We start from the raw sequence: 12,274 nt of genomic DNA on the forward strand, positions 1-12,274 counted from the left end.
TCCTTTCAGAGGATGAAGGTTTTGCAGTGGACGCGGGCATCTGCGTCATTCAGGAAGGCGACAGCGGCGCTTTCAATTCGGGCGAGTTGGTCGTTTGCGGATGAACAGGCAAAACCAAACTTCGCCTCCACGCGATCACTGGCGATGGTAAGCGCCCTGCGGCTGCGATCGACGAAATCGGCGACCGAATAACTTTCACCCTCGGTGAAAAACTCACGGATGATCAGCGAGGGGGAATAACAGCTCTCTTCCTGGCCATCGGGCCAGGTTATGACAAAGCGCATTTCAGGCATGGTCAGGCTCCAGCAGCGTGTGATAGCGGGCAAGATGGGCTGTTGCGGTTTGCTGCCAGCCATGGCGGGCAGCAATCGCGAGACCACGGGGGATGATCTGCTCGCGGATCGGTGCGACCAGCGCCAGCGCCATGCCTTCGGCAATCGAGACCGGATGATGCGGATCGCACCAGATCGCATCGCCCGGACCCAGATATTCGGTGAAGGGCGCAATCGAGGATGTCACGACCGGAATGCCGCTGGCCATGGCTTCCAGAACGACGAGGCCGAAGCCTTCCTTGAGCGAGGGAAACACCAGCGCATCCGCCAACCGGTAGAGGCTCGGCATGTCGGCATCGGCGATCGCACCGGTGACGTGCACCGCCGCGGCGTCCCGACCGAGGCAGGCGAGGCACGAACGGAACTCCTCCTGATAGTCGCCATGGTCCAGGAGAGAGGCGCCGCCGGCAATGACAAGCTGGGCATCCGGCCGGATGGCGCGGACCTGACGAAAGGCTTCGAGAATACCAAGGGTGTTCTTTCGCGCCTCGATGCCGCCGACACTGAGGAAGATTGGCCCGCTTCCCAGCTGCAGCCTGTCGCGCAGAGCGACCTGCTCCCCGCTCCAGGCAGGCGAGAAGCGGTTGGTGTCGACGCCATTGCCGACCACTGTCGCCTCGATGCCGCGCTCGTCTCTCAGCCTGTCCTGCCAGAGGCGGCTGACGGCGAAGAAGATATCGGCCGCATCGATCGCGCGGTCCTGTAAAGCCATCAGGCGCGGATCGGCAAACTGGTCGATGTGGTGGACAGTGCGGGCAAAATTCGGGATCAGGCCCTGCAGCTTGAGGGTTGCCAGCGCATTGCCGGAAATGCCGTCATGGGCGTGGAACAGGTCGAAGCCATTGGTTCCGATTCTTCGGAAATAACCGACATAGTCGGCAATCCGCTGCTCGACCATTTGCGTCATGTACGCGGGTGCCGGAGGCACGGCAATGCAGGCCGTGCCGCAGGAGGGTTGACGAAAGAAGCCCGCCGCCTTGGCATCAGGCGCATGCAGGACCACCTGATGACCAAGCGAGGTCAGCGCTTCCGAAAGCTGCATGGCATGAACCACGCCGCCACGCGGATTGGTGGAATGGGTCAGCATGGCAATGCGGAGCGCTCGGTGCGACGGGAGGCTCATGCGGCGACATTCTGCCGACCGAGCTGCAGCAGCGGTGTTTCGGCATGATTGCGCACCACTGCACGGCTCTCGCCGTCGACCAGCGCGACTTCGGCGCCGGCCACGACCGCGCCGATGACCGCAGCGCTGATGCCGCGCGCGGTGAAGCGGGTGACGACATCGGCCGCGTGTTCCGGCGCGACCGAGAGCAGATAACCGAAGCTCGGAAAGGTGACGAGCCAGCGGTCGAGACTCACACCGGCGGGCAGGGGAATGGCGGTGAAGTCGATATCGATGCCGACACGGGAACATTCGGCCAGCATGATGGCGGTGCCGATGATGCCGCCCTGGCTGATATCCTTCGCAGAAAGCGCCAGCCCGGCCTCGGCGATCTCGGGCAGCAGCTCGAGGTCGCCGCGCAGGCGCGCCGGCGCGGCATCGGTGGCGGCTTCCCAGTTGTCGAAGGGTTCGCGGTAACGGCCGCGATGGTCGATCGCTGCAACCAGCACATCGCCGGGCCTCGCGTCGAAGCTCGTCAGCAGCGTCTTGGCGCGACCGAGAATGGCGACCGATAGCTGGCCGCGTTCGGTGCGGATATTGGTGTGCCCGCCGACGATCGGCACGCCAAAGGCGCTGGAAGCCGCCCGCATGCCTTCGAGAACGGGAGTCGCGCCAGCTTCGCCATTGGCCCAGACGGCATCAACCACGGCGATTGGCCGGCCGCCCATGGCAACGACGTCGGAGATATTGACCATGACGCCGCACCAGCCGGCGAACCAGGGGTCAGCGGCGACGAACTCGTTCATGAAGCCTTCAATGGCAAAAAGCAGATAACCGTCGCCATCGGGCAGCGCGGCGCAATCGTCGCCGACGGCAATCTGCTGTCCCTGCAGGCCGAGCCTTGCCGCGATCGTGCCGATATCCTGCTTGGCGGCGATGCCGCTGCTGGCCGAGAGTTTTGCCGCCAGGGCCCTGATGTCGATTGCGGCCATTCTCACGCGGCCTTTCTGGAAAGGGCGGTGAAGCCTGCCTCGGGTGTGGCGCAAGGCGGATAATAGGCAAGATCGGCCTTCATCCTGAGATGCGGCTTGCCATAGACCTCGAACTCCTCGATCACATCCCAGTGCAGCCTGCGGAACAGCAGACCGTTCTGCACCTGCACATTGGCGAGGAACGTGTGGCATCCGATCGCGTTGGCGGAGGACACTGCGAGTTTGATCAGGGTCGCCCCCAAGGCGCCGATCTTGCGGAAGTCCTGATGGACCGCTAGTCGCGAGCCCCACCAGAGGCCGGGTTCGGCCTGATGAATGCGCACCGTTCCGACCAGCTGATCGGCGGCAATGCCGAGCATGGAGAGAGCCACGATCGGGATTGCCTGATCGTCGATCGCGTCGCGGTCATCGCCCTCGAAGATCCGCTGTTCCTCGCAGAAGACGGCACGACGCAGCGCATGCGCTTGGCTGCGCTCCCAGGCGGAGGTTGCGAACTTCACCTGGAATTCGCTCGAGCGATAGGGAGCAAAGGTTTCGAGCATCATTTGGTGAGCATCCTTTCATAGGTGGAAAGGGCGGAGCAGGCGCCGCATTTGCCGCAGCCGGCCTTGATGTCGACGGCCTTCAAGCCGCTGGCGACCAGCATCCTGGACAAGGGCCCGAGGATCGAGTGCATGAAGTCGGGCCTCGGCGCCGGATGGCTTTCGAGCGGCGTGCCGGAGATCGGTACGAAGGGCACGACGAAGGGATAGACGCCGAGCGCAACCAGCTTTTCGCAGATGTCCAGAATGGCGTCACGGCTGTCGCCGAGCCCCGCCAGGATATAGGTCGAGACCTGGCCGCGCCCGAAGACCTCCACTGCGGCCTTGAACGAGGCCATGTATTTGGCGATCGAGACCTGCGCCTTGCCCGGCATGATGCGGGCACGCACCTCTGGCGTCACGGCTTCCAGATGCATGCCGAGTGCATCGACGCCGGCTTCTTTCATGCGGGTGAACCATATATCGTCTTCCGGCGGCTCACATTGCGCCTGGATGGGAATGTTGACGGCCGTCTTGATGGCGCGGGCGCTGTCGGCGAGGATCGCAGCGCCGCGGTCATCGCCCTTCGGCGTGCCGGTGGTCATCACCATATGCTTGACGCCGTCCAGTTCGACGGCGGCCTTGGCGACTTCCGCAAGCTGCTCTGGCGTCTTGTGGGCGATGGTGCGGCCGGCGGCCAGCGATTGGCCGATAGCGCAGAACTGACAGGTCTTGGTGCGGCTCTGATAGCGGATGCAGGTCTGCAGCACGGTCGTGGCAAGCACGTCCTTGCCGTGCAGAACGGCGATCTGCGAATAGGGAATGCCGTCGGCGGTCGAGCGCTCGTAGAAGCGCGGGCGCAGGGGAAAGGAAACCTCGCCCAGCACCGTACCATCCCGGCTGATACGGCTACGGCCCATCTCGTCCGGCTTTTCCACCAGATAGGGGCTCTCGAACGCAGGTGCGGTGTGAACCGGCACCATCACCGTCATGCCGTCAATGGTCAGCGCCTTGTGGTCGGAAGGTCCGGCACCACCGCGGCGGCTTTCATGTCCGGCCTTGGGGTCAACGAGCCGGGCTCCGTAGGACTGCAATTCGTTGATCAGAACCTCGGTCGGCAGACGTGTCGTATTCTCCATCGGAAAAGGTCCTTGCTTCGGCTGTGGGGAGGGATGGCTGGGTGGTGGTGACCATCGGCGCCGTGGCGCGGCCATCCATGACAAGATGCAGCAGCTCGGGTCGGGCATAATGGCCGACCGAATCCATCATCCGCTTGCGTTTGACGATCAAGCTCATGTCGAGATCGGCGATCAGGATGCCTTCGCCTTCTGTCAGCGGCGGCACGACGTGTTTGCCTTCGGGTGAGATGATCGCGGTCATGCAGCCGCCGCGCAGGGCCTTCTGCAGGCCGGCGTCGGACGTGATAGAGGCGATCTGCCCGTCGGTCAGCCAGCCGGTGGCATTGACCACGAAGCAACCGCTTTCCAGCGCATGGTGGCGGATGGTGACTTCCATCTGGTCGGCAAAAATCGGCCCGACCATCGAGCCTGGAAACTGGGCGATATGGATGTCCTCGTGCTGCGCCATCAGGGCGTAGCGTGCCAGAGGATTGTAATGCTCCCAGCAGGCCAGCGCCCCAAGGCGTCCGACGGCGCTGTCGACCACCTTCAGGCCGGAGGCGTCGCCCTGGCCCCAGATCATCCGCTCGTGAAAGGTCGGGGTGATCTTGCGACGCTTGAGGATGAGCGTGCCATCGGCATCAAACAGCAGCTGGGCATTGTAGAGCGATCCGTGGTCACGCTCGTTGACGCCGAGCGCCACGACGATGCCATGCTCGCGGGCGGCTGCCGAGACGGCATCGGTGGCAGCGCTCGGCACCGTGACGGCTTCCTCGTAAAGTCGCACGTGCTCCTTGCCGGAGAGAACAGGCGGTAGCACGAAAGAAAAATAGGGGTACCAGGGGACGAAGGTTTCGGGAAAGACGATCAGCTCGGCGCCTTTGGCTGCCGCTTCACGAATTGCATCCAGCACGCGGGCCAGTGTTTTCTCGCGTGAGGTCAGATCCGGCGCGATCTGCGCGGCGGCAACCCGGACGCTCGGTTTTTTCTCCATGACGAATCCTCGATTAACGGGGCATGAGGCGGAGCGCCAAGGCTCCGCCTCTTATTCTTCGGAGCGCCATGGTGCTTAGAGCGTCCAGGTATCCAGGATGAAGGCGCCGTCGCGGCGATGGATCAGGATCAGGTCGAGAACGTCGAGCGGGCTGATCGGCGTTATGCCGGGGATCAGCGCGCCTTCGCCATGGCCGTAGAGCGCCTGAAGGGCAAAACGGCAGGCATAGACCTTACCGCCTTCTTCCATGAACTTGACGATCTGGTTGTTGAAATTCAGATGGCCGGGAAAGGCCTCCGCACCGAGCGTCGGAAAACCGCGCTGGACGCCGAGCGTCACGCCCGGGCCGTAGAGAAGGATCGAGGTTTCGAAACCTTTCCGCTTCAGGCGTGTCGCCTGCAGCAGGTTGACGAATCCGATCGATCCTTCGAAGGCCACGGTATGGAAAGTGACGAGGGCTTTTTCGCCTTCGCCGGCCTGTACGTCTTCGAAAACCTTGTCCTCGTAATCGACAAGAAAATCGCCTTTTTGATTGGCTGGCTTGGTCACTGCGGGCATGGATGGCTCCTTGATTGAAATCCGATCCCCATCCGGGGAGCATCCATCCAATTGCAAGCGCCATGCCACATTGATTATGCATAAATAGCAGTCAAATATACCAATAATGCATTCAATTATGCGGTCAATAGTCAGGGTTAAAGTTTTAAAGCTAATTTTCTGGGCGATCGAATGCAAAAAGCGAATGCATGAAAGCTCAAAACGGATGCATTCAATTGATCGTCAATTGGTGCAGGGAGACATAATATTTGTTCGGCATGAGCCGCTTTCGCGCGCGGGGTTTCGGGGAAGTTCTGCGCGCTTGCTGCCTCTTCCGGCGCTGGTCACATGGCCATTCGACGGAGGGCCCTGCGTCCAAGATGCTTTGCTGCATCAAATCGGAAAATTCTAACTATATTGAATGCAATCAATAAATGTATTTGGATGTATTGCGAGGGCTGTTCGTGTGCCAACGGGGCAAGCCGCCAATTCCGTCGACGGAAGAGCGGAGGCTCGCCTGCGCTTCTCCTGCGTCGAAAGGGGATGCTTGGATTCCGTTCTCACCGATCACGGGCGTGTCGCTCTTAGCTTCGAGCATGTGTGCGCCACAACGAAACTGTTCGGATGTCTGGCTGTTCGGCATTGATCGACAAGGTTCACCTTGAAAGCTACAGGATAGACCCGATCGATAGCAGCACGTTGAGCGAACACTGATGAACGACACAGTTCTCCTTTTTCACGGCATTGCCCGGACGAAAAAAAGCATGGAGAAGCTCGCCAGCTTTTTGTCCGGCCACGGGTATCGGGTTGTGAATGTCGGTTACCCCTCCACCCGGTTTTCGATCAGCGACCTCGTCGACATCATTCGACCAGAGATCGACGACGCCGTGAAGAAAGCAGGCGATGGCCGGATCCACTTCGTCGGTTATTCGATGGGTGGGCTGGTCATCCGCGCTTTTCTCAGCCGCTATCGCCCCGCCAAGCTGGGGAGAGTTGTGATGGTCGGAACGCCGAACAACGGCAGTCAGATTGCCGATTTCCTCAAGAGCTGGCCCTTATACAGGAAGGTCTATGGACCGGCAGGCCAGCAGCTGATTACCGATCAAACCGCCATGACCGAGCTATTCGGCACGGTCGATTACGAACTTGGCATCATCGCCGGGAACCGGACCATCGACCCGGTCTCTTCGCTTATCATCGGCCTCAGGGTTCCGAATGATGGAAAGGTTTCGGTGGAGAGCACCCGTCTCGACGGCGCGGCGGACCATATCGTCATTCCGGCAAACCACACGTTCTTACCCGTCAACAAGATGATGTGGAGCCAGACCCTGTCGTTTCTGAAAGATGGACGGTTTACAAGCTGAATGACCAAATATTCAAACATCCGCCACATGCCCTCTGCTTAATCCCCCGCTGCACCGGTATCGAAGGAAATGCAATGACCGCCATCCTGCGAAAGAAAATTCACGGCGCGTCCACACGCGGACAGGTCATCGACGGTGCGCCCGATGTCGGCGTCGCCTATCAGGTGTTTTCCGATACGGTGATCGAAGACGTTATCGTCAAGAATTCTCCTCGCGGCTTTAAATTTCACAATGGCAAGAACCTAACCGTCAGGCGCTGCGAAACAGAGAATGTGAAGGGCGACGGCATCTACCTGACGAAGACGACGCACGTTTTGCTGGAGAATAATCGCATCGGCGCGGCCCCGGGCGAGGGAGCAGACTGCTGCCAGTTCGCTTATCAAAACAGCGACGACAATATCAGCTCCGATATCGTGATCCGCGGCAACCTCTTCCTGCAGTCGCCGGCGAGCGCATCGAACAAGGGCGCGCTGGTCTGCGACAAAACGCGAAAATACCTCGTCGAGTACAATTTCATCGGCGGCAAGAATTTCTCCTTTTCGTCGATCGGGGATGACGCCGTGGTGCGCAGCAACATCATGCGCGATGGCAGGATGAATGACTATTCCTTCGGCTACGGCGTCGCAGACAAGGCCGACCACGCCGGCCATCACATTTATGACAACTGGATCGAGAACACCAATCGTGGCATCAGCCTGAGCGGCTTTTCGGATCAGGAACGGGCATTTCGCAAAGACATCGATATCCACGACAACGTCATTAGCCAATGCGACATCGCGTTCTTCGCCAATCGACCGTGGTCCGGGAGCTTTCGGCGCAACATATTCCTGCGGTGCGAGCAGGATATCGTTCTCAAGGGAAACGGCAAAGCGACTGCGGGTGATATCGATGGCAATTATCGCAACGATGGCAGCTTTCTGAATATCACCCCGCCGCCGCTTCGCTTCAAGCCCGATGGCAACGCCTCCGTTGCCTCCGGCGAATGGACATCCGAGCCCGACGAAATCCGCATCCAGTGGCGGAACAAGGGGATCGATATCCCAGGCGCCAATCGGCCTTCCATTACAGTTGAGCCTGGCATGGAATTGTCATGCGTGCTGCTGGCCCGCAAGGCGCAGAACTGGATGCTAGCGATCGCCGAGACTGCCTATGACGACTTCACGCCGCGCGCATGGCAGGAACACAAGCTGCCTTGGCAGAAGCGCTATCTCTCGATTTAAGCGGTATGGCGCCCGCAGCCGCGCATCTTTATGAGGCGCGCGACGGGCGCTGTAGCATTTTGAATGGCTGCATAATCTATCCTCAAATCGATTCCGATTTAAGGAATTATGCGGTAGCCGCCGGGGGCCAGGCGACGAGCCATCGTCAAGCCTCACGCGGTCTCCGGTTTGCCAGCAGCCTCGGACGCAGTTCGGAAAGAGCAATCACGGTATGTGGCCAGAGAATAAAAGGTGCGAGCATCATCCCTGCCTCAGTCATGGACCCAAGCATGATCAGGATAATAATGACGATTTCCTTCCGTCTGACGCCTGATTCCTCTCGATCGGATTCGACGATCGTCATCTTTTTGAAGAGACGAGTCACCAAAAACAACACCCATGCGGCAATACCCGGAATGCCGATATTGAGGGCAAGCTCAAGATATGTGTTATGAGTCGACCGTGCGTCGAAGGTCACCTTGACATATTCTTCCATGACTTCTGGCTGGCGAAACATCGCAAATCCATAGCCTGTTATGGGCTTGTCCCATATCAGTGGAAGCAACTGTTCCCAGATGTTGGTGCGACCCGAGAAGGTAAGGTCTTTGCCGAAAGCTTCAGCAACGGCAGAGGCCACACCCAAATAAATGAAACTGGCGGCAAAACCCACGAGAACAAACAACAGGGCGACGACAAATGAACGAAAAAGGCGATTTGGATAGACGTGGATAATCCGGATGGCATACAGCATGACACTTCCGAACATCGTCAATACAACTGCAGTCGAGGACTTTGTCGCAACAATCAAAGCGAGGAGACAAAGCATCGCAGCCCAGCGTATAAGTGTGCTGTAACGAAGCCGGCCTTGCTTCTGCGTTGACAACAGACAAACAAAACTGACTGAGCAAAATTGCCCCAATGTATTCTTGTGGTAAAACGCCCCTTTTACCATGCCGGCATAGCTTCCGCGCATGATTGCGAATTGCGGGAAAGCGACAGTGTAGAGAACGTTGATAAATGCAGCGGCGATCGCAAAACGCCCAAGGATGCGAAATGCTTCGACGTTGCCATACCGCGCGCGAAAAAGAAGCGGCGGGACCGCAAGAACGATGACGGCGGCCAATCCCTTTAAAGACGCACCTCTGTCAATCGAGAAGACGATTGATGTCAGACAGGAAATGGCAACGATCCCGATGAGCGGTGAAATCCTTGAAAAGGTTCTCAGGAATTGCCGTTGTTCCAACAGAAAATACAAACCGGACAATGGGATAAGGCTGTAAAGCATCAACTTCATCGGTAGCGGGTCAACTGCCGCGCCATCATCGAAATTTGCAGGCAGACCGTACCACATGCTGGTCGCCCGCCAAAGGGCCGCGTAAAATGCGACAGTAAGAACCAGTTTCGCCAACACGTCTCTTCTGACGCGCCATCTGGAAGCAGTCCGCCGACGGTGGCTGCCTTGATAATAGTCTCGTGCTATAGACGCGTCTTGTATCGCCATTAAGAGCTCTTCTATCTCATGTTCCGGGATGTTCCTATTCGAAATAGGACTGAGCCAAAATTACAATTTACCTCTGTTGGACTCTGCATGCGACATTGAAATCATCGACACTGGTTTCTGCCTGCGACCCATATAAATCGATCGGTTGGCCACTCCCACAATCCAAAACAGCCGACACGTTGCTCTGCCTGCAGTATATGGTTGGCGTGAAATTCATGAACCAGATCAATAAGTTATTGCTTCAATTTCTGCCTAGGCTGCCATATGGGCGCCACTCTAAGCCATATTATTCGCCGAATCCAGTTTGCTAAACCTTCCAATATGTCGCGCCAACTGGTCCCAGCCATCCTGTCACGCGCTCGCAGCTGCGCAACGCCACTATTATTTTATGTGGGCCGCGCGCGCCGGGAGGTTGGCTGTTGTCGTCATTCGAAACCTCATTCCGCTCCCGGAACCAAAGAACGAATCCGCCGTTGATAGCCATGCCCAACCGTGTCCGGGAGACAGGACAGACATGGCACGTCAGACATTCTGGAAAGGGTATCTCAAGCTCTCGCTCGTCACCGCCGCCGTCTCGTTGACGCCGGCGACGACCGAAAGCAACAAGGTGCGTTTCCACGTCCTCAACCGCCAGACGAAGAACCGCGTCGAAAGCCGCTATGTCGACAGCGTCACACACAAGCCGGTGGCCGAGAGGGACCAGGTAAAGGGTTATCCGCGCGGCGAGGACGACTATGTGCTTCTCGAGGACGAGGAGATCGAGGAAGTCGGGCTCGAAAGCACCCGCACCATCGAGATCGACAATTTCGTGCCTAGCGGCTCGATCGATTGGATCTGGTACGACAAACCGCATTTTCTGGCGCCCGAGGACAAGGTGGGGGTGGAAGCCTTCTGTGTCATCCGCGAGGCGATGAAGGCAAATGACGTCGTCGGCATCGCCCGCCTTGTCCTCTATCGCCGTGAGCGTGCGGTGCTGCTGGAACCGCTGGGCAAAGGCATCGTTCTCTGGACTCTGCGCTATGGCGACGAGGTGCGTGATCCCGTGGCCGAACTCGACAGTAAAACTGAAATCGACAGCAAGCTGCTGGCGCTGATGACGCAACTGGTGCAGGAGGAGACGAAGGATTGGAGCCCGACCATGGTGCAGGACCCGATCCAGAAACGCCTGAAGTCGATGATTCGCGGCAAGCAGAAGAGCCTGAAGAAGGCGGCGCCCGCGCAAAAACCTGCACCGGTGAAATCGACCGGTAACGTCATCAATATCATGGATGCGCTGAAAAAGAGCCTGGCGGCCGAAGGCGGCCAGAAGCCGCGCCAATGAAAAAGTGGCCAGAGATTTCGGGAAACTGCATATATAAATCAAAGATTTAAAGCGCGCCGCGGGAATCCACTTTGACGCGCTTCAAGTCCAGCGGCTTCGCCGGCGCGACAAACCGATGCATTCGCGCGAGGTCGGATGCGCTTGAGATTGCCCATCTCCCGCCAGGGTCGAGGCCCTCTCAGCTTGCCTTCTTGCCGCGGCTGTCGCTGCGCGCCGGCGCCTTCTTCTTCGCCAGGGCCTTATTTGCTGGAGCCTTGCCGCTCATCTTGGCGCTCTGGCGCAGTGCTTCCATCAGGTCGACGACCTTGCGTTCCGGGGCCTGTTTCTTCTTCGGTGGCGCCCGGCCTTCGATCTTCGCCTTCACTAGCTCGACGAGGGCGGCCTCGTAGCGATCCTCGTATGTGCTCGGTTCGAAGCTGCCTTGTTTGGTGCCGATGATATGGCCTGCAAGCGCGATCATTTCCTTGTCGAACTTGATGTCGGGAATGTCCTCGAAAACCGTATCGGCCGCGCGTACCTCGTAGTCGAAATTCAGCATCGTCGCGACGATGTAGTCGTCATGCGGCCGGATCAGCAGCGTCCGGTTGCGCCGGAAAAGCACGGCTTCGGCCAGCGCCGCAACTTTGCCGTCACGCATGGCCCTGGCGATCAGCGACAGCGCCTCCTCGTCATGTTCGTCGACGGGTGCGAGATAGTAAGGGCGGTCGAAATAGAGCTTGTCGATATCGTCATAGGCGATGAAAGCCTTGATATTGAGGACCTTGTCGCTTTCTGGCATGATTTCGGCTATCTCGTCGCCCTCGATGACGATGTAATCGCCGTTCTCCATCTGGTAGCCCTTGACCTGGTCGCCCCGCTCGACCGGTTTTCCGGTCTCGCTGTCGACGAATTGCCGTTCCACCCGGTGGCCGGTCCTGCGGTTGATGATGTTGAAGGAGACGCGGTCGGAGGAGGAAACAGCGGTATAGAGCCCAACGGCGCAGGCAAGGTCGCCCACCTTCAGATGACCCTTCCAGCTTGCCCGAGCGGCCATTCCATCCTCCGTCGCCAATCAGAGCCGGCTGCCGCTCTTGTCGGTTTCGAGTTCCTGAAATGCCCAGCCGCGGCCGTCAGGCGCGGGATAGGCGAGCAGGGCATCACCATCGCCGATCTTCTGGCGCGATGCGGCGTCTTTGGCATGGATGATCGCTTCATCCGCTGTCGCATAGGTTTCCGAAAGTGTGTCGCCGAGCTTATAGGCCCAGCCATTGTCATGCGGCACGACCTGATAGGTGATATCGGCCATTTCGGATC

Annotated in this window: 13 protein-coding genes; 3 read left to right on the forward strand and 10 right to left on the reverse strand. The window is 58.8% G+C overall.

Annotated elements, in window-relative coordinates:
• Positions 1-5 precede the first annotated feature (5 nt).
• The 7 genes from RLCC275e_RS01370 to RLCC275e_RS01400 form a co-directional block, all read right to left on the reverse strand.
• A complete protein-coding gene (locus RLCC275e_RS01370; RefSeq protein ID WP_018072518.1) occupies positions 6-293 on the reverse strand; it encodes an MSMEG_0570 family nitrogen starvation response protein in 288 nt (95 codons plus the stop codon).
• Positions 286-1,455, reverse strand: coding sequence for an MSMEG_0565 family glycosyltransferase (locus RLCC275e_RS01375; protein WP_033181554.1), 1,170 nt, complete (start codon positions 1,453-1,455; stop codon positions 286-288). Before RLCC275e_RS01375 ends, RLCC275e_RS01370 begins: the two co-directional genes overlap by 8 nt.
• Complete coding sequence (locus RLCC275e_RS01380) at positions 1,452-2,426, reverse strand: sll0787 family AIR synthase-like protein (RefSeq protein WP_033181555.1); 975 nt, start codon at positions 2,424-2,426, stop codon at positions 1,452-1,454. Before RLCC275e_RS01380 ends, RLCC275e_RS01375 begins: the two co-directional genes overlap by 4 nt.
• 2 nt (positions 2,427-2,428) lie before the next feature.
• Entirely contained in the window at positions 2,429-2,971 is a 543-nt protein-coding gene (locus RLCC275e_RS01385; RefSeq protein ID WP_033181556.1) for an MSMEG_0567/Sll0786 family nitrogen starvation N-acetyltransferase, read from the reverse strand.
• Positions 2,968-4,086, reverse strand: a complete 1,119-nt coding sequence (locus RLCC275e_RS01390) for an MSMEG_0568 family radical SAM protein (RefSeq protein ID WP_033181557.1) — start codon at positions 4,084-4,086, stop codon at positions 2,968-2,970. Before RLCC275e_RS01390 ends, RLCC275e_RS01385 begins: the two co-directional genes overlap by 4 nt.
• Complete coding sequence (locus tag RLCC275e_RS01395; RefSeq protein ID WP_033181558.1) at positions 4,013-5,059, reverse strand: Nit6803 family nitrilase; 1,047 nt, start codon at positions 5,057-5,059, stop codon at positions 4,013-4,015. Before RLCC275e_RS01395 ends, RLCC275e_RS01390 begins: the two co-directional genes overlap by 74 nt.
• 75 nt (positions 5,060-5,134) lie before the next feature.
• A complete protein-coding gene (locus tag RLCC275e_RS01400; RefSeq protein ID WP_003545449.1) occupies positions 5,135-5,617 on the reverse strand; it encodes an MSMEG_0572/Sll0783 family nitrogen starvation response protein in 483 nt (160 codons plus the stop codon).
• Positions 5,618-6,309: 692 nt separating this feature from the next.
• Here RLCC275e_RS01400 and RLCC275e_RS01405 point away from each other — a divergent pair.
• Both RLCC275e_RS01405 and RLCC275e_RS01410 read left to right on the forward strand, forming a co-directional pair.
• Complete coding sequence (locus RLCC275e_RS01405; protein WP_033181559.1) at positions 6,310-6,960, forward strand: esterase/lipase family protein; 651 nt, start codon at positions 6,310-6,312, stop codon at positions 6,958-6,960.
• Positions 6,961-7,034: 74 nt separating this feature from the next.
• Positions 7,035-8,180 carry a right-handed parallel beta-helix repeat-containing protein gene (locus RLCC275e_RS01410; RefSeq protein ID WP_033181560.1) on the forward strand — a complete coding sequence of 382 codons (1,146 nt, stop codon included), beginning with the start codon at positions 7,035-7,037 and terminating at the stop codon, positions 8,178-8,180.
• Between the two features lie 145 nt (positions 8,181-8,325).
• Here RLCC275e_RS01410 and RLCC275e_RS01415 read toward each other — a convergent pair whose 3' ends face one another.
• Positions 8,326-9,660, reverse strand: coding sequence for an O-antigen ligase family protein (locus RLCC275e_RS01415; RefSeq protein WP_033181561.1), 1,335 nt, complete (start codon positions 9,658-9,660; stop codon positions 8,326-8,328).
• A gap of 514 nt (positions 9,661-10,174) precedes the next feature.
• Between RLCC275e_RS01415 and ku (RLCC275e_RS01420) the strand changes: the two genes are divergently transcribed.
• On the forward strand, positions 10,175-10,981 hold the full coding sequence (gene ku, locus RLCC275e_RS01420) for a non-homologous end joining protein Ku (RefSeq protein ID WP_033181562.1): 807 nt from the start codon (positions 10,175-10,177) through the stop codon (positions 10,979-10,981).
• Positions 10,982-11,159: 178 nt separating this feature from the next.
• On the opposite strand, the gene ku (RLCC275e_RS01425) is transcribed toward ku (RLCC275e_RS01420), so the two are convergent.
• Positions 11,160-12,014 (reverse strand): non-homologous end joining protein Ku, encoded by an 855-nt coding sequence (ku, locus tag RLCC275e_RS01425; protein WP_033181563.1) that lies wholly within the window; start codon positions 12,012-12,014, stop codon positions 11,160-11,162.
• A gap of 18 nt (positions 12,015-12,032) precedes the next feature.
• Positions 12,033-12,266 (reverse strand): DUF2188 domain-containing protein, encoded by a 234-nt coding sequence (locus RLCC275e_RS01430; protein ID WP_012756027.1) that lies wholly within the window; start codon positions 12,264-12,266, stop codon positions 12,033-12,035.
• Between the last annotated feature and the right edge of the window lie 8 nt (positions 12,267-12,274).

The organism is Rhizobium brockwellii (assembly GCF_000769405.2).
Classification (GTDB): Bacteria; Pseudomonadota; Alphaproteobacteria; order Rhizobiales; family Rhizobiaceae; genus Rhizobium; species Rhizobium brockwellii.

What these genes read in the sequence shown, in the direction of transcription:
- RLCC275e_RS01415 (WP_033181561.1), bottom strand. Translation starts at nt 9,660, where the DNA reads ATGGCGATACAAGACGCGTCTATAGCACGAGACTATTATCAAGGCAGC.
- RLCC275e_RS01395 (WP_033181558.1), bottom strand. Translation starts at nt 5,059, where the DNA reads ATGGAGAAAAAACCGAGCGTCCGGGTTGCCGCCGCGCAGATCGCGCCG.
- RLCC275e_RS01400 (WP_003545449.1), bottom strand. Translation starts at nt 5,617, where the DNA reads ATGCCCGCAGTGACCAAGCCAGCCAATCAAAAAGGCGATTTTCTTGTC.
- RLCC275e_RS01405 (WP_033181559.1), top strand. Translation starts at nt 6,310, where the DNA reads ATGAACGACACAGTTCTCCTTTTTCACGGCATTGCCCGGACGAAAAAA.
- RLCC275e_RS01375 (WP_033181554.1), bottom strand. Translation starts at nt 1,455, where the DNA reads ATGAGCCTCCCGTCGCACCGAGCGCTCCGCATTGCCATGCTGACCCAT.
- RLCC275e_RS01390 (WP_033181557.1), bottom strand. Translation starts at nt 4,086, where the DNA reads ATGGAGAATACGACACGTCTGCCGACCGAGGTTCTGATCAACGAATTG.
- RLCC275e_RS01385 (WP_033181556.1), bottom strand. Translation starts at nt 2,971, where the DNA reads ATGATGCTCGAAACCTTTGCTCCCTATCGCTCGAGCGAATTCCAGGTG.
- RLCC275e_RS01370 (WP_018072518.1), bottom strand. Translation starts at nt 293, where the DNA reads ATGCCTGAAATGCGCTTTGTCATAACCTGGCCCGATGGCCAGGAAGAG.
- RLCC275e_RS01430 (WP_012756027.1), bottom strand. Translation starts at nt 12,266, where the DNA reads ATGGCCGATATCACCTATCAGGTCGTGCCGCATGACAATGGCTGGGCC.
- RLCC275e_RS01410 (WP_033181560.1), top strand. Translation starts at nt 7,035, where the DNA reads ATGACCGCCATCCTGCGAAAGAAAATTCACGGCGCGTCCACACGCGGA.
- ku (WP_033181563.1), bottom strand. Translation starts at nt 12,014, where the DNA reads ATGGCCGCTCGGGCAAGCTGGAAGGGTCATCTGAAGGTGGGCGACCTT.
- RLCC275e_RS01380 (WP_033181555.1), bottom strand. Translation starts at nt 2,426, where the DNA reads ATGGCCGCAATCGACATCAGGGCCCTGGCGGCAAAACTCTCGGCCAGC.
- ku (WP_033181562.1), top strand. Translation starts at nt 10,175, where the DNA reads ATGGCACGTCAGACATTCTGGAAAGGGTATCTCAAGCTCTCGCTCGTC.